Source organism: Candidatus Phytoplasma solani (assembly GCF_041729705.1).
GTDB lineage: Bacteria > Bacillota_I > Bacilli_A > Acholeplasmatales > Acholeplasmataceae > Phytoplasma > Phytoplasma solani.
Map to the genome: position 1 here is coordinate 734,071 of NZ_CP103788.1, position 17,250 is coordinate 751,320.

Consider the following 17,250-nt stretch of genomic DNA (forward strand, 5'->3'; position numbering starts at 1 on the left):
GAATTATTTATTTATAAGATTTTTAAACCCCAAACTAAGATTTTTTATTTTTTTAAATTATAAAAAGCTTTCAGACCTAAATAAGGAGTGTTTATTATTTGATCTTCGATTCTTAATAATTGATTATATTTCGCTACGCGATCCGTACGAGAACAAGAGCCGGTTTTAATTTGACCAGCATTAGTTGCAACTGCTAAATCAGCAATCGTCGTATCTTCAGTTTCACCGCTGCGATGCGAAATTACGGCTGTATAAGAAGCTTTTTTCGCTAGTTCAATTGTTTCTAAAGTTTCTGTTAAAGTGCCGATTTGATTTAATTTGATTAAAATAGAATTAGCGATATTATTTTCAATTCCTTGAGTTAATTTTTGAGTATTAGTGACAAATAAATCATCACCAACTAATTGAATTTTGTGTCCTAATTTTTGAGTTAAAACTCTCCAACCATCCCAATCATTTTCATCCAATCCATCTTCGATTGAAAGAATTGGATATTTATCAACTAAAGACTCATAATAAGCAACTAGCTCTTCGCTACTAAAAGATTTATTGTTTTCAGAAGCTAAAACGTATTTTTTAGTTTCTTTATCATAAAATTCTGAAGCGGCAACATCCATGCCTAAAAAAATATCTTTACCAGGAACAAAACCTGCACTTTTAATCGCTTCTAAAATAATTTGTAAAGCTTCTTCGTTCGAACCTAAATCAGGAGCATATCCCCCTTCATCACCAACTGTAGTAGGTAATCCCTTAGATTTTAAAATTTTAGCTAAATGATGAAAAACTTCTACGCCATAACGCAAAGCTTCTCTAAAACTAGGAGCCCCGATTGGCAAAATCATAAATTCTTGAAAATCAATACTATTAGAAGCGTGAGCGCCACCATTAATAATATTCATCATTGGCACCGGCATTTGCTTAGGTTGAATGCCTCCTATATACTGATAAAATTCCAAACCTAAAAAATCAGCCGCAGCTCTTGCAACCGTCAAAGAAACGCCTAAAATTGCATTTGCTCCTAATTTAGATTTATTAGGAGTTCCATCTAATTTAACCAAAGAACGATCAATTAAAATTTGTTCTAAAACACTCAGACCTTCTAATTTAGGAAAAATAATGTCCTTGATGTTAGCAACAGCTTTTTGAACACCTTTGCCTAAAAATCTTCGTTGATCGCCATCTCTTAATTCGACAGCTTCGTGTTCGCCAGTAGATGCTCCCGAAGGGACAATAGATCTCCCTTTAGCTTGGGATTTAGTTACTACTTCAACTTCAACAGTGGGATTTCCTCTTGAATCTAAAACTTCACGGGCAATAATACTTTCAATATATGGCATAAATACTCCTTTTTGGATTAATATTTTTAAAATAGTTAAAAAATAAAAAACGATGAACCAAAAAAATAAAATTTGATTTAAAAATGATTAATTTAACAACCAATAAATATTATAATGCTTTTTTATCAAAAAAGATATTTTAATACTCAAAAAAAGTTAATTTATGTTTTTAAAAAAAAGGAATCTTAAAAATTATTAGTGATTTACTTGCTATAATTATCAAGCAAATATTTATCATCTATCTGATGACTTTTTAATATTGGTAAAATATCTATTTTAATTAGTTTAAAATAAACAAAAACTACTAAAAAGTTAAGTTAAAAAAATGCTATAAAAACCATGAACAAGGAATCCCAATAAAAAAAGACCCCCAAAAGGTGTCTCTTAAAACAAAATGTAATTGTAGATGAAATTGATTTAAATAATTACAAATCAAAAATTTCTATTTATTTTGATTTTTTTCTCTAATTTGCTTTTATTTTTTTAATCTCATTAATAATCTTTTGATTAGTTGTTATTAAATCAAATTTTGCAAAGAAGTTATTAATGATTTGTTCTAATAATAAGACTTTTTCTTTTAATAAAAAAATAATGGCATGAAAAAAACAATAACCATCACCTTGCGTATCTTGGGGTTTGTGGATATAAAAATGATTACCGCCATTATTACGCATTTTTAAATCAATAACTTGATTATACGAATTAAAAGAAGATAAATAATGTATATCATTTACTATTAAATTGAGTTTTTGTTTTAATAATTGAGCTAAAAAATCAAGAGTTCCTTGTATTAAAGGGGTGCTTGCAGTACCTAAAGTGCCATTTAAAACTTTATCTTCAAATAAAACTCCATCACCTCGAAAAATATTAACATATTTTTCTTTAAATTGATTCTTATATAACCCATCAATAAATTGATTTAATCCTAAATATGCTAATTTTTGGGTAAGAACAAATTTAGTTTGTGTCTCTTCTAACGACGGTGTTACAGGTTTTTTTATTGTTTTATTCTTATAGATAAATTCTAAACATTGAATAGTACAAAGTAAACAACAAAACACAGATAAAAAGAGAAAAAAATATACAATAATATTCTCTTTTCTAATTATTTTTGGCATTCTTTAATTTAACAAAACTTCCTTATTTTTTCATATCTTGGAAGTTAAAAATCAATATAATTTTAAACTAACTAATATTTTTATCTAAACACATCAATATATTTATTATAATATATTTATACCAAAAACATCAACAAAGCAACAACTTAACTAAATTATTTTTTTAATTAATTTTTCTATATGTGAAAACAGTTTTTGGCTTTCAACAATGAATACACATTTCATTCATACAAAAACCCTAAAATAGTGTTGGTACCGGTACGTCAAAACACTACCACTTGGAAACAAATTTATGAGCCAAATATGTGTTTATTAAACTACCTATATTTTAACATAAAAAAAATACAAAGCAACAAAAAAAACAACAAAAAATGATTTTTTTTAAAAAAAGAAAAAAACAATACCAGAATCAAAATCAGATATTTTATAATATATTATTTTATATTAATTTTTTAATAATAATATTATATAAAGATTCTGATTCTGATTCTGATGTTTAATATATAATATATAGTAATACCAGAATCAAAATCAGATTATATAATATATAACTTAATTTTTTTTATTTGTCAAATGTTTTGCTTATTTTGTTAAATTATATATATTTTTTATCATTATAAAAAAAACCAGCACAAAATGCCCTTCTAGGTTGAAGGGTTAATAATTATAGGTTTATTGGTAATAACGTCTCATTTTTTTTCGTTGGGGTTTAATAATAAATGGTTTTAAATCAGGGTTTTTTTGATAATAATTTTTATATTCGAGGGGCGCCATCCCATCTAACACTTGCATTTCACGTTCATAGTTATAAAAATGAATATATGAAGTAATAATTTCTTTCACTTTGTCAAAACTTAAATCTTTTTTCCTAATTAAATTAATAGTCTCGCGTTTAAAATTAGACCAAAAGGCCTCTATACATGCGTTATTTGATGGTGTGCCTTTTTTGGAAAAACTAGCAATCATGCCTTTATCTTTAACCGCTGTCATGTATTCTTTGGAGGTGTAAACGGTGCCCTGATCGCTGTGATGAATACAACCATTAGAAAAAGGTATTTTTGATAATGTTTGCATAACAAAATTAATGTCTTGTTTTTGAGATAAATTAAAGCTAATTATTTCTCTTGTATGTAAATCTAAAATAGCTGATAAATAAACCTTAGCGCCGTTTGGCATAATAATATAAGTAATGTCAGTACAAATCTTTTGTAAAGGTTTTGAGGCGTAAAAATTATTATTTAATTTATTTTGAAATGTGATTTTTCTTTGTTCGGCTTTGACTTGAAAATGTTTTGACTTGGTTTTTTGCATCCGTGATAACAAGTTTAATTTATTCATAATTTTTAAAACTGTTAAGCGTGATACTTTAAAGCCTGCTTTTTTCATTTTAAACCAAATACGACGGTATCCTAATCTCATAATAGGGATATGGTTTGCCACAAAAGCGTATTGATAACACATTTTATAAATGGCTTTTTCTAAGGGTTGATTAGTGGCGAATTTTTTATTTTGCAAAAGCCACCGATAATAAGTGCTTTTATGTATTTGTAGTTTTTTTAATATTTGATTAAGAGACAAAGATTGAGAGTATTTTTGAATGATTTTTAAGTAAAAATCGCGTTTTTCAAGGCGGTTTTTGAATAGTTTTGTCGTTTCTTTCGTTAAAGCTTGTAATAAGTCCTCATCTTCTTGTGATATGGCCTTTTTTTTAGGTTTTAAGTTGTCTAATTCTCCTTCAGGGTCGCTATTATACTTTCTAACCCAGTCATAAACTTGTGAAATATTTTTAATTTCTAATTTTTCAATTATTTTTTGACAATGAATTTGGTTTAATTCATTTTTTAGTTTTTCTATTTTTGCTTTTAATTCTTGCGTCTTATTTACTAACATTCTTGCCACTTTTAAATGCGCTTGTCCCCAAGTTGCGTTTTCTTCTGCTTCTTTTATGTTGGTTAAGTCTTCTTCTTCTGCCCTAGCTGTGTATTCTTGCGCCCAATACATACATGATTTCGCTTTAGTTATGCTTTCGCGTATCTCTTTGTTGGATAATTGAAATTCTTTTTTTAATTCTTTAATTTCATTTTCAATATTTGTTTTCATTGTTTGTTTCCCCTTTTTTGGATATTTTTATTTATTCTTGGTTTAATTGGTTTTTTAATGCTTCTATTTTAGTTTTTATTGTTTTTGCCTTGATTTTGACTTTTTGTGCCTCGAATTTATATTCTTCCGCCCAACATGCGAATTTTTTCGAATAATTTATGTTTTCGCGCTCCTTGGCTGTAAGGATTTGCAAATTTTTTTCTAATTCTTCAATTTGATTTTTCATTATTTTTTTCTCCTTTCCACAGTTTAGAAAACAAAAAAAGCTAAACTGTTTATTTTAATTTAATAAACAATTTAGCTTGTTTTTTTGTGGATTTATTTTTTGTTTTTAGGTGGTTTCGTTTTTTGGTCCGGTGGGGTTTTAATTTTGGTCTTCAGTTTTAAAAAACGTAACAAATTATTTTTTTTGATTAATTTGTTCATTTAAAAAGGCAACAAAATCTCTGGGATTCATCTCGATTTGTTGAGTTTTTCCGTATTGTCTAAAAGTGATGGTGTTTTTAGTTATTTCGTTATCTCCAATTACTACTTGATAAGGGATTTTTAATTTCTGAGCTTCTCTAATTTTATAACCTAAAGTAGTATCTTTGGTGTTAATTTCAGACCTCAAACCATGTAATAACAAAAATTCTTTAATTTTTTGAGTAAATTCCAAATGCAAAACAGAAGAAACAGGAATCAATAAGACTTGCAGGGGGGCAAGCCACAAAGGGAAAATACCTTTAGTTTCTTCGATTAAATGAGCCAAAAATCGTTCCATAGTCGAAACAATAGCCCGATGAATCACAACCGGACGAAGATGTTTATTGTTAGTATCGATATAAGTTAAATCAAATTTTTGCGGTAATAAAAAATCTAATTGGATTGTTGATAAAGTTTCTTCATTGCCTAAAGCAGTTAACACTTGGACATCTAATTTAGGACCATAAAAAGCCGCTTCACCAATCGCTTCTTTGAAAGGTAAATTAAGTTCTTCAACGGTAGTTTTTAAAATATGTTCTGCATTTTTCCACATATCATCATCTGGAAAATATTTTTCTTTATCTTTTGAATCGCGATAACTTAAACGAAATTCATAGTTTTTAATGCCAAAATCACGATAAACTTCTATAATTAAATTAATAATTTTTTTCATCTCGACTTTTATTTGATCAGGGGTAACAAAAATATGAGCATCATTTAGGGTCATTTCACGTACCCTTTGCAAACCCGAAACTGCCCCTGATTTTTCAAAGCGATGCATCATCCCTAATTCAGCAATTCGAAAAGGTAATTCTTTATAACTACGAGGCGTTTTTTTGTAAATTATCATATGATGGGGGCAATTCATCGGTCTTAAAACTAATTGTTCGCCACTTTCTAATCGCATCACAGGAAACATATTTTCAGCATAATGTTCTAGATGACCAGAAATACGATAAAGTTCAGTATTCGTCATAATTGGAGTATAAACGTGATGATATTCATAACTTAACTCTTTATCAACAATATATCTTTCTACAATACGACGCAAAGTAGCCCCTTTCGGCAATAAAAAAGGCAAACCTAAGCCAACTTCTTTCGAAAACATAAATAAGTCTAATTCTTTATTCAATCTTTTATGATCGCGTTGTTTTCTTTCTTCTAAAAGCTGTAAATGATCAATTAAAGCTTGTTTTTGAAAAAAAGAAGTGCCATAAATCCGTGTTAAAGTTTGGTTTTTAGCGTTACTTTGAAAATAGGAACCAGATATTTTTAAAAGTTTAAAATGCTTCATCAAAGAGGTTTTTAAAAGATGACCACCACGACAAAGGTCAAAAAACTCTCCTTGGCGATAAATGCTAATCACTTCTTCTTTATGTTTTTCTAACAAAACTATTTTATAAGGGTTATTAGCAAAAATCTCTTTGGCTTTTTGATAGGATACCTCTTCTCTTATGATAGGATGATTTTCTAAAGAAATTTGTTTCATCATTTTTTCGATCGCCGCAAAATCATTTTTAGAAATATCGTGTTTTTGAAAGTCAATATCGTAATAAAAACCTTCTTTAATGGCAGGTCCAATTGTCAAAAGGGCTTGTGGATAAAGTCTTTTAATCGCTTGAGCCATCAAATGGGCGGTACTGTGATTTAAAACATCTAGTGATTTACGATTTTCTTCAGTTAAAATTTCTAGCTCGCCATCTTGGGTTAAAGGAAAATTAAGCTCAATTAGTTTTTGATTAAAAAGAGCTGCAACTGGTTTTTTCAAAGTAACAGCTAAAAATTCTTTCCAAATTGACAAAGGAGTTATTTTTTTAGGAAATAAATGTATTTGATTGTTTAAAACATTAATTTTAATCATAAATAATCCTTTCTGAGATTAATTTCAATTGTGGAGTTATTTGGTTTTATATATAAAAAAATAACGAAAAAAAAGTTAAGGTTTTTGCAAAAAAAGAACAATTTCTTTTTCTAAAGTTTTGACAAAAGGTTTAATATCTACTTCGGAAGCTAAAAATAAACTACAAGCTCTTAGGTGCCCTTTGCAACCGTATTTTTTAACAATATCATAAATATTAGGACCATTAGAACAAAGACGAACTTTAATTTTGTGATTCGGTTGTTCCAAAAACAAAACATAAAAAAGATAATTTTCTAAATGGGATAATAAATGAACAGCTGAAAAAGCTTCTTCTAAGGTTAAGTTAAAATGCGCAATAGTCTTTTGTGAGACATAAACATAAACAAAATTTTTTGCCACTACAATATTTTGATAGACATACCCTTTATATTTTAAAACATGTAATTTTTCTTTTTTGATATTTTGTTCCACCAAAGTAATATCAATTCCATAATTAATTAATTCGGCTGCAATTCTAAAAGTTTGACTACTTACACGATGAAATCTAAAATTACCACTATCAGTTACCATTCCAATATAAATAGCTAAAGCCCCTTGAAAAGTTAATTTTAAATTTAATTGTTCTTTTAAAAGGTAAATCATCTCCGAACAAGAGCCAAAAGAATCATCAACCCATTCATAATTACCATAATTTTCGGTTAAAATATGATGATCAATCCTGATAACAAACTTACCCAAAGCATACCTTTGATCACTGATAACTTTTGTGTCACCCGAATCAACTACAATCACTAAGGCATTTTGATAAAGATCATCACTTATTTGATCCATGGTTCCTAAAAAGGGGAAATTAGGGTTACTTTCTCCGACGGCATAAATATGTTTATGAGGGAAAGTATTTGTCAGCATATTTTTTAAACCAAATTGAGCTCCATATGAATCGCCATCTGGTTTAATGTGGCCGTGAATAATAATAGTATCAAAAGCTTGAATTTTTTCTTGAATTAATTTCATATTTTTATCTTTCTTTGATTTTGAAAAAAATCAAAATACAAAACTTAACAAATATGGCAAAAATATCTTAATTTGAAAAATTAAAAAACAAGTCAAATTTGGGTAGCCATTACTTTCCTAAACAAAATTTCGCAAACAATTCTTTAATTAAATTATTTTCTTGATGGTCACCCAAAATTTCTCCTAAAGCTTGATAAGCCTTAGTTAAATCAATAACACAAATATCAATCGGCATCAACATCTTCAAAGCGTTTTGTAAATCAAGCAAGGCTTGATAGGCTATTTGAATTTGATTGATATGTCTAATATTAGAAAAATAATTAAAATCTTTGGGTTGAATCAAATCTAATTGGAATTTTTGCAAAATGCAATTTTGTAATTCTAACAAGCCGGTTTTTTTTAAACTAGAAACCGTTACAATATCACTTTCAAATAAACTTAAAAATGTTTTTTTAGAAAGAAAAGTTTTTAAATCGGCTTTGTTGGCAATAATAATGCGAAGGTGATTTTTGGTTAATTCTAATAATTGCTTGTCTTCTGGTTGCAAAACTTCGCTTTGATCTAAAACCAACAAAACTAATTGGGCTTGGGATAGCAATTTTTTAGTTCTAGTAATTCCTATTTTTTCTATCGGATCAGTGGTATGATGGATGCCTGCAGTATCAATCAAATGAAGAATGATTCCTTGACAATTAAAATAAGCATCGACAAAATCTCTTGTAGTGCCTGCAATATCAGAGACAATCGCCTTTGATTCATTTAATAAAGCGTTTAATAAACTCGATTTGCCGACATTTGGACGCCCAATGATTAAAGTTTTAATGCCTTCTTTAAGATATCTACTTTTTTGTGAATGAGTCAAAATATCTTCTAATTGAACAATTAAACTAGCCACTTGAGGGTCAATAACGGTATGTGTCATTTCCACAGCGTCATCATATTCGGGATAATCGATATTAACTTCAATTTGGGCGATCAGATTTAAAATTTTTTCTCGCAAAGAACTGACTAATTGAGAAGTTTGTTTGTGTAAACCAACATTAGCTATTTTAACTGCGTTTTGGTTAGTGGCATGAATCAAATCCATAATAGCTTCCGCTTGAACTAAATCAATTTTGCCATTTAGATAAGCTCTTTGACTAAATTCGCCCGGATGAGCCAATCTTATATCTAGGGTTAAAATACGTTCTAAGACCATTTGAGTAATTAAAATACCACCATGAGTACTAATTTCAATCACGTTTTCACCAGTAAAAGAATTAGGTTCTTTAAAGACAGAAACCAAAACTTCATCTAAAATACTTTGGTCATTGTTCAAAATAAAACCATGACAAATAGTATGAGTTGGAACTTTAATTAAGTCTTTGCCTTGGAAAATTTTATTTACTTCTGCTATAGCTTGAGTGCCACTGATTCTAATTACACTAATCCCTCCTGTTGCTAAGGGAGTTGAAATAGCTGCGATAGTATCAAAAAACATATTTTACTATTTCGCCTTTCTTATCTTTTGTTTACAAGCAAAAATTTAAAAAACAAATTAAAAAAGTTGTTTTTTGTTTCCTTTTATTCAATTAAGAAGTTTTATTATTTTGTGAAATTTCAAAAGCACTAATAGATGCTTGAATCTTACTAATAAAAAGCGATAATTGATCTTTGGAATCTAAGGTAGCGCCACAAGCTCTTAGGTGTCCGCCGCCTTTAAATTGTTTAGCAATAGCGTTAATTTCCGGACCGCGCGAACGAATCCGAACTCTAAAAGTTTTATCTTCTTGTTCGATGAAAAAAGCCCAGACTGGATGATCTTCTAAATGTCCTAAAATATTGACCAAACTAGCAGCAACATCGATATTTAAATTAAATTTTTTTAAAATCACTTGAGAAACAACCAAATAAACAAAACCGCGATCGGCAACAGCATTTTGATAAATATAAGCTTTATAGTGAAACAAAGTTAAATTTTCTTTATTAAGGTGATAAAAAATTTCTGAAACATTAATATCAAACGAAAGTAAAACAGAAGCAGCTTTTAAGGTATCTTGGTTGACTCTGTCAAAACAAAAATTACCAGTATCAGTTACCATTCCGACATACATCGCCAAAGCCCCTTTAGTGGTTAATTGCATCTCAAAACGTTGTTTGAAATCAAAAATCATTTGCGAACAAGAAGAATAACTAGGGTCAACCCACTGATAGTCGCCATAATGATCTATCAATAAATGATGGTCAATTCTTATCACACTTTGAGCTAATTTAAACCTAGGATCGTTAATTTTACTTTCTTGACCAGAATCAACGACAATCGCTAAAGCGTTTTGATATAAAGCGTCTGAAATTTGATCCATCGATCCTACAAAAGATAAATAAGGGTTGCTTTCTCCGACGGCATAAACTTTTTTTTGTGGAAAAGTAGCTTGGATGATATCTTTTAAGCCTAATTGAGCCCCATAACAGTCACCATCCGGTTTACTGTGTCCGTGAATGATAATAGTTTCAAAAGCTTTAATTTGGTTATAAATAATTTGCATAAATATCCTTTAGTTTTTAGGATTTTTTTAAGAAAGAGCTTTTTTTTGAGCAGCATTAAATAAAGTTTGAATCTTGGCATCTATCTTTTCATTTGGTGGTAACAAGAAACAATCAATTAACAAATCTTCAACTACTAATCTTGCGATATAAGATTTTTGAAAGACAGGAGAAAAGAAATAAATAGATTTTTGTTCTTTTTTTTCTTTTTGTTTTTCTTCTAAAATGAATAATAAAAGTTTTTCTTTTAAAAGTTTGTGATTAATTATTCTTTTTTGAGTTGCGTCATTTTCAGGTTTGTTTAAATTTTCTTGTGATTTTTTTATGTCTTCTTTAAGAGAAGCAATTTTACTCTTGTTAGTATCTAAATAATTTTTAACATAACTAGGTCTAGTTGGAAAGCTGCCTTTTTTATCAAATAATTTCTTATTAATTTTATCAGAAGTTAAATGTTTTAACAATAACCAAGAAGCAAGTACTTCATCTTTATCTTGTTTATAAAATAAATTGATATTAGCTCCTTGTTGCAAGGCTTTTTTGCTACCATCCTTCCAATAAGGGCAAGAAGTAACACCGATTTCAAAATCAACTTTATTTAAGTATTCAAAAGCTTTTGAAGAGCTAATATTCATCAAAAAGTCTTGATTGATAAAACGGGTAAGTGGATAGATTTCACCAGATAATTGTTTAGTAGTTAAATATTTTTGATCATAAAACCTTTCTTTAAAAGCTTTTACCATATTTTGAGAAGCTAAGTTATTGAATTTAACTCCATAATTAGAAGCATCTGAGTTTCTATCTACAGCATAAGGAATGCCTTTTTGTTCGGAGGCAACAATAAAAAGGTTTGATTCAGACTCATAAGCGATAGGAATCTTATTTTTATCCATACTTTTAATAACAGAACATAAATTTTCTAAATCTTCCCAGGTAATATCATTTTTTAATTTTCCTTCTTCGTTTTGATCAAAACAAGCAGCAACTTTTTCCTTAAGGTCAGAGTTGTTTTTGACTTTTTCTTGTAATTTTTTAAAATAAGTTTGATTATAAAACATTAATTCAATGGTCTTAAAAAAAGGCAAAGAATACCATTTTTTGTCTTCTTGTCCTAATTTAATTTGCGATTCATCTTCAAAAACGGGATAAAAATAATTTGATGATAGTTCGTCTGATGATTTTTCCAATTGTATTTCTTTATTTTGATGATTAATAAAACCATTAAGAGGGACTAATTTACCTGATTCATAAAAATTAATCAAATAATCAGGATAAGAAAAAATTAAATGCGGTTCAGTATTGCCAGGAAGAGCAACATTAATATTTTTAATCAGTTGTCCCCAACCACCTTTAAACTCTGTCTTAACTGTAATATTTTTATATTCTTCTTTAAACTCCTTAAGAAAATCTTGCAAATCTTTCAAATGAGTTCCTTCTAGGTTGTGCCAAAAAGAAATTGTAATTGGTTTATCTTTAAATTTTTTCCATTCCTCCCCTCCGTCGTCTTTATACTTGCTAAGGGTTTGTTTTAAATCGTCATCATGTTTTTTTCTTAAATCATCAGCACTAGTTCCAGGAAATAAAATTATTAAACTTAAACATAGAAAACAAAAGACAAAAAAAAATATTATTTTTAATTTACCCTTTAATACCACTGTTTAATCTTCCTTCTAAAACATATTTTTTACAAACAACGAATAACAAAATCAAAGGGATAGTAATCAAAGTAATTGCCGCCATTTGTTGATGCAATAAAGTTTCTTTGATTTCCGAACTAAAAGTTTTTCTAACTAAAACAGTTAAAGTTTTACCTCCCACCAAAGAAGGCCATAAGTAAGCATTCCAAGCAGCCACAGCACTAAAAATAAAAATATTAATCAAGTTATTTTTCAAAAGTGGAATTAAGATTTTGTATAAAAACTTAAAATCACTACTACCATCAATTTTAGCTGATAAATATAGTTCTTTTGGAATTTTTTTAATGTTTTGTATCAATAAAAAAATATGAACTACATTCACCAAAAAAGGTAAAATTAAAGCAAAATAAACTCCACCCGGAATCTTAGAACCAGTCCCTGAGTCGACCAAACCTAAATTAGCAAATGTTTGATAATTGGTTAAAAACATACTTTCAGTTGTTACCATCGTAGTCATTAAAAAAACACCAAAAACTATTTTTTTAGTTTTAAATTCTAAAATACTTAAAGCAAAAGCTGTAATAACAGAAATAAAACACCCCAACAAAGTAGAAACCAAAACAATACCAATAGTTTTAAAAAAAGCGGAAAAAAATTCTAATCGAGAACTTTTAAAAAAACCAATAAAATTTTCGAAAGTAAAATTGATTGGAAAATAACTAATTGTTGAACTTTCTTTTTGTAAAGCAATATTTAACATCCAATAAAAAGGCAAAATCAAAAAAAAAGCAAAAATAAATAAAAACAAATATTTTAAAAAAACTAACAACACTTCAGAAAGTTTTTTTTGAAAAATTAAGAAATTAGATTTAATTTTATTCATTTCATACATTACCTAATCTTTAATTCCTTATTAATTTTCTTTTGGATAAAAAAAAATTCATTACAGTAAACAAAACCGAAATCAAAAGCAAAATAATAGTAGCAGCAGCTCCTCTAGCAAAAGAATCAATTTTATCAGTAGATATTTGATTATAAATATAACCAACAATAGTATTGACTTTTGACTCGTTATTGCCAAAAACACCAACAACAGTTTCATATTCTTTTAACATTTGAATCATAGCAATAATGAGTTGATAAAAGATAATAGGTGAAAGTAGGGGAAGAGTAATTCTTTTAAAAATGGTTTTTTTAGAAGCGCCATCAATTCTGGCAGCATTGTAATAATCTTTACCAATATTTTGTAAACTAACAGTAAAAATTACAATTTGAAAAGGTAAGGATTTCCACACAACACAAAAAATTAATACAAACATTTTATGACTATAATCAGCAGCAACATTAATCCAATCTTGTTGGGATGATATGCCAAAAAAAGTCAATAATTGATTAAACAAACCTTCAGAAGTACTTTTAAAAGGGTAGGTTTTGTGGTAAAAAAGAAGAGCAAAAACCATTCCCATAATGATAGAATTGGTTAAATAAGGGAGAAAAAAAATAGTTTGAAGGGTGTTTTTAAAATAACGATTATAAACATTACCCAAAGCAACAGCTATCATTAACGATAAAAAAATAGATAAAGGCACTGCAATAAAAACCAATAAAACAGTGTTTAAAAAAGCATCCTGAAAATCAGCATCACCAAAAATAGTAGTATAATTCTTAATTCCAAAAGAACGAGAAAAATAATCAGAAAACTTATTATAATTGTTATCTAAAGAAATATAAAAAATTTTTATCAAAGGATAGAAATTAAACAAGATTAGCAAAACCAAAGCCGGGGCTAAAAAATACCAATGTTTATGCTGCCTATGGTTTTGAAAAATTTTTTTCAACAATGACATCTAAAAAATCCTTTTTTCCGTTTCTCTATCAAAAAGAAAACATTTTTCTTGCTTAATTTGAAATTTAATTTTTTGTTTAGCAACAAAACCTTGAGGAAAAATAATATTTTTGCTGTTTTCATCAAAAACAAGACGAAAAGTATTATTAACGGCTTGAGGATGGCGAGCCAATAACATTAAATCTCTACCAACACTTTCTAAAAAAAGCGTTTCAATTTCTAAATTACCAGTTTTTGAAAACCAATAACCTTCTGGTCTAATAGCAACATAAATTTTTTGTTTTAATTTATTTAAATTTTTATTATCAGAAAAATCAAACAACAAAGACTTACCGATATAGATTTTGCCGAAAATAATTTCACCATTAAAAATAGAAATTAAAGGATTACCTAAAAACTTAGCAACAAATAAATTACAAGGGTTAGCATAAACTTCTTGCGGATCGCCTTTTTGTTGGATTTGACCTTGTTTCATCAAACAAATTTCATCACTAATTGACATCGCTTCTTCTTGGTCGTGAGTAACAAAAACAGCAGTAATACTCATTTTTCTTTGGATACGACGAATTTCTTCACGAGTTTTTAAACGTAATCCTGCATCTAGATTAGATAAAGGTTCATCTAACAATAAGACTTGTGGTTTTTTTACCAAAGCCCTAGCAATCGCGACGCGTTGTTGTTGTCCGCCAGATAATTCATGTGGTTTTTTATCTAAATGTTCTTCAATCCCAACTAATTTAGTAATTTCTTCGACTTTTGACAAAATTTCTTGGGAAGGAATTTTTAAATTTTCTAAAGGAAAAGCGATGTTTTGTTGTACTGTCATATGCGGATATAAAGCATAATTTTGAAAAACCAAACCAATCCCTCTTTTTTCAATTGGAACATTAGTCACATCTTGATCGCCGAAAAAAATTTTACCAGAAGAAATATCGTGGAGTCCTGCAATCATGTAAAGAGTTGTTGATTTTCCACATCCAGAAGGTCCTAAAAGACTGACTAACTTACCTTTCGGAATTTCAATATCAATTTTATTAACAGCATAAGTTTCTTTTTTGGTCTTCTTGTCTGCAAAAACTTTAGAAACCTGCTTTAATTTTATACCCATTTTTTATTCCTTTGGTTTTTATATATAATTTTAATATTTAAAAAAAATAATATTTTATTAATTGTTAATGTTGCATTTATTTTAACAACAAAACAAAAATATTGGGAATAATTAAAAAGTTAAATTATGATAAGTTCTTGGAAAGGCAATAACATCTCTAATGTTATCTAAACCTGTTAAAAAAATTAATAACCTTTCAAAACCTAAACCAAACCCAGAATGAATACAACCACCAAAACGACGTAAGTCTAAATACCATTCCAAATCTTTTTGAGGAATATTCATTTGTTTCATTTTTTCAATTAAAACTAATAAATTTTCTTCTCTTTGTGAACCGCCAATCAACTCTCCAACCCGCGGAACTAAAAGATCCATCGCTGCAACGGTTTTTTGATCGGAGTTATTTTTCATATAAAAAGCTTTAATTTCTTTCGGCCAATCAATGACAAAAACTGGTTTTTTAAAATGTTGTTCTGTCAAAAATTTTTCATGTTCGGTCGCCAAATCAGAACCGTAAAAAATTTTATTTTCAAACTCAATACCGCTTTTGTTTAAAATTTCAACTACTTCTTGATATTTAATTACCAAAAATTCTTTTTCTTGAAAAATGTTAGTTAATTCTTGAACTAAACCTTTTCTAACGGTTTGATCTAAAAACTCAATATCTTTTCGATTTTCTTCTAAACATTTAGCAATCACAGTTTGCAACATTTCTTGAACAATTTTGATATTTTGTTTTAAATCACAAAAAGCCATTTCCGATTCTAACATCCAAAATTCAGCAGCATGTCTTGGAGTATTTGATTTTTCGGCTCTAAAAACAGGCCCAAAGGTATAAACTTTATTCAATGCTAAAGCCATCGCTTCAGCTTCTAGTTGTCCTGTCACTGTTAAAAAAACTTTTTTACCAAAAAAATCTTTTTGATAATCTAATTGAGATGTTTCTTTTGGCAAATTTTCTAAATTAAGAGAAGTAAGTTGAAATAATTCTCCTGCTCCTTCGCCATCATTAGCAGTAATAATAGGAGTGCTAACATGAAAGAAACCTTTTTGATAAAAAAAATTGTGTAAAGCTAAAAAAGCAGTACTACGAATACGAAAAACTGCTCCAAAAAGTTTAGTACGAGCTCTTAGATGAGTAACTGTTCTTAAAAAAGCATTAGAATGTTTTTTTGGTTGAATCGGATAAGAAGAATTGCTTGATCCTAAAAGAATCACATTATGTGCCAAAACTTCAAAAAGTTGAAAAATCGTTTGATTTTCTTTTAAAATTCCTTCAATTCTCAAAGAAGCTCCGATTTGTAAAATTTCTTTTAAATTTTCTAAATCAAGATTTTGTAAAATTTCTTCTTTACAAACAATTTGTAAATTTTCTAAAAAAGTTCCATCGTTGATTTCAATAAAAATTAACTTTTTTTGAAAACGACAATTTCTAATCCAACCATTAACTACAATTTTTTTTTGATAAAAAGAATCTGATTTTTGGAAAATATTTTTAATAGTAACTTCCATTTTATATAATCCTTTGTTTATAATTTGACTTAATTTTTAATTTTCGATAATTAAATTATATCATTAAAAAAAAATACAAAGAGATTAAATCTAATATTTTTTTCAATAAAAAATAAATATAAAAAGACAAAAATTACTTCTTTAAAAAATTAATTACAAATCTATTTTATCATTTTTAAGATTATTTTTAAAGATATTTTAAAAAAACAAACAAAAAATAAAAGAAAATAAAAAAGAATGTCTTTTAATAAAATAAAACAAAAAAAAATAAAAAAAGAAGAGATTTTAAAAGTTAGGAAAAATAAAATTTAATTGTTCTTAAAAATTTAAAAAAGTTCTTAAATTAAATTTTGTCATCTTTTTTTATCACATAAAACCTTATTTTTTTCTAAAAAACAAAAAGATTGTTTTTTGTTCCTAAGTGTGTTACTTTTTTTTAAAAAAATAAGGTTTTTTGGAGTTAAGAAAAGATGTTTTTTTTTGTTCCTAAAATTTATTATTTTTTATGTTATCATTTTAATTGAATAATATAATTATTTTTTATTTTAAAATGAAAAAAATTATTTAAAAATAAAAATAAAAATTGTCTTAAACATAAAAAAATGTTCATAAAATGTTCCTAAATTTTTAAAAAAAATATAGAAAAAATAAAGAATTTTTAATTTTAAGTAAAAAAAATACTCACTATAATAATAAATAATTATTATATATAATAATATATATAAATTAAAA

Annotated in this window: 13 protein-coding genes; all 13 read right to left on the reverse strand. The window is 27.6% G+C overall.

From position 1 onward, the window contains the following. Window positions 1-44: 44 nt before the first annotated feature. The 13 genes from eno to asnS all read right to left on the reverse strand — a co-directional run bounded on the left by eno (window position 45) and on the right by asnS (window position 16,518). Window positions 45-1,337, reverse strand: a complete 1,293-nt coding sequence (gene eno, locus psc1_RS03535; protein WP_023161126.1) for a phosphopyruvate hydratase — start codon at window positions 1,335-1,337, stop codon at window positions 45-47. A 464-nt stretch (window positions 1,338-1,801) separates the two neighbouring features. Beyond that, entirely contained in the window at window positions 1,802-2,455 is a 654-nt protein-coding gene (locus psc1_RS03540; protein ID WP_373375600.1) for a hypothetical protein, read from the reverse strand. A 672-nt stretch (window positions 2,456-3,127) separates the two neighbouring features. Continuing rightward, window positions 3,128-4,555, reverse strand: a complete 1,428-nt coding sequence (locus tag psc1_RS03545) for an IS3 family transposase (RefSeq protein WP_122225495.1) — start codon at window positions 4,553-4,555, stop codon at window positions 3,128-3,130. 31 nt (window positions 4,556-4,586) lie between these two features. Next, entirely contained in the window at window positions 4,587-4,781 is a 195-nt protein-coding gene (locus tag psc1_RS03550; RefSeq protein WP_122225638.1) for a hypothetical protein, read from the reverse strand. 174 nt (window positions 4,782-4,955) lie between these two features. Further along, window positions 4,956-6,881, reverse strand: a complete 1,926-nt coding sequence (gene thrS, locus psc1_RS03555; protein WP_122225454.1) for a threonine--tRNA ligase — start codon at window positions 6,879-6,881, stop codon at window positions 4,956-4,958. A gap of 75 nt (window positions 6,882-6,956) precedes the next feature. After that, window positions 6,957-7,895 (reverse strand): bifunctional oligoribonuclease/PAP phosphatase NrnA, encoded by a 939-nt coding sequence (locus psc1_RS03560; protein ID WP_023161327.1) that lies wholly within the window; start codon window positions 7,893-7,895, stop codon window positions 6,957-6,959. Between the two features lie 109 nt (window positions 7,896-8,004). Next, complete coding sequence (gene mnmE / locus psc1_RS03565) at window positions 8,005-9,375, reverse strand: tRNA uridine-5-carboxymethylaminomethyl(34) synthesis GTPase MnmE (RefSeq protein ID WP_122225452.1); 1,371 nt, start codon at window positions 9,373-9,375, stop codon at window positions 8,005-8,007. A 91-nt stretch (window positions 9,376-9,466) separates the two neighbouring features. Beyond that, window positions 9,467-10,420, reverse strand: coding sequence for a bifunctional oligoribonuclease/PAP phosphatase NrnA (locus psc1_RS03570; protein ID WP_023161329.1), 954 nt, complete (start codon window positions 10,418-10,420; stop codon window positions 9,467-9,469). A 27-nt stretch (window positions 10,421-10,447) separates the two neighbouring features. After that, a complete protein-coding gene (locus psc1_RS03575; protein WP_122225450.1) occupies window positions 10,448-12,070 on the reverse strand; it encodes an extracellular solute-binding protein in 1,623 nt (540 codons plus the stop codon). Continuing rightward, window positions 12,054-12,935: a carbohydrate ABC transporter permease gene (locus psc1_RS03580; RefSeq protein ID WP_023161331.1), complete on the reverse strand. Its 882-nt coding sequence runs from the start codon at window positions 12,933-12,935 to the stop codon at window positions 12,054-12,056. Before psc1_RS03580 ends, psc1_RS03575 begins: the two co-directional genes overlap by 17 nt. Before the next feature lie 19 nt (window positions 12,936-12,954). Then, window positions 12,955-13,797, reverse strand: a complete 843-nt coding sequence (locus psc1_RS03585; protein WP_373375603.1) for a carbohydrate ABC transporter permease — start codon at window positions 13,795-13,797, stop codon at window positions 12,955-12,957. A 102-nt stretch (window positions 13,798-13,899) separates the two neighbouring features. Beyond that, a complete protein-coding gene (locus psc1_RS03590; RefSeq protein WP_023161333.1) occupies window positions 13,900-15,006 on the reverse strand; it encodes an ABC transporter ATP-binding protein in 1,107 nt (368 codons plus the stop codon). A 111-nt stretch (window positions 15,007-15,117) separates the two neighbouring features. Then, window positions 15,118-16,518, reverse strand: a complete 1,401-nt coding sequence (asnS, locus tag psc1_RS03595; protein ID WP_122225449.1) for an asparagine--tRNA ligase — start codon at window positions 16,516-16,518, stop codon at window positions 15,118-15,120. Window positions 16,519-17,250 lie beyond the last annotated feature (732 nt).

Coding starts and splice junctions, on each gene's coding strand:
- eno (WP_023161126.1), bottom strand. CDS start 1,337: ATGCCATATATTGAAAGTATTATTGCCCGTGAAGTTTTAGATTCAAGA.
- psc1_RS03540 (WP_373375600.1), bottom strand. CDS start 2,455: ATGCCAAAAATAATTAGAAAAGAGAATATTATTGTATATTTTTTTCTC.
- psc1_RS03545 (WP_122225495.1), bottom strand. CDS start 4,555: ATGAAAACAAATATTGAAAATGAAATTAAAGAATTAAAAAAAGAATTT.
- psc1_RS03550 (WP_122225638.1), bottom strand. CDS start 4,781: ATGAAAAATCAAATTGAAGAATTAGAAAAAAATTTGCAAATCCTTACA.
- thrS (WP_122225454.1), bottom strand. CDS start 6,881: ATGATTAAAATTAATGTTTTAAACAATCAAATACATTTATTTCCTAAA.
- psc1_RS03560 (WP_023161327.1), bottom strand. CDS start 7,895: ATGAAATTAATTCAAGAAAAAATTCAAGCTTTTGATACTATTATTATT.
- mnmE (WP_122225452.1), bottom strand. CDS start 9,375: ATGTTTTTTGATACTATCGCAGCTATTTCAACTCCCTTAGCAACAGGA.
- psc1_RS03570 (WP_023161329.1), bottom strand. CDS start 10,420: ATGCAAATTATTTATAACCAAATTAAAGCTTTTGAAACTATTATCATT.
- psc1_RS03580 (WP_023161331.1), bottom strand. CDS start 12,935: ATGAATAAAATTAAATCTAATTTCTTAATTTTTCAAAAAAAACTTTCT.
- psc1_RS03590 (WP_023161333.1), bottom strand. CDS start 15,006: ATGGGTATAAAATTAAAGCAGGTTTCTAAAGTTTTTGCAGACAAGAAG.
- asnS (WP_122225449.1), bottom strand. CDS start 16,518: ATGGAAGTTACTATTAAAAATATTTTCCAAAAATCAGATTCTTTTTAT.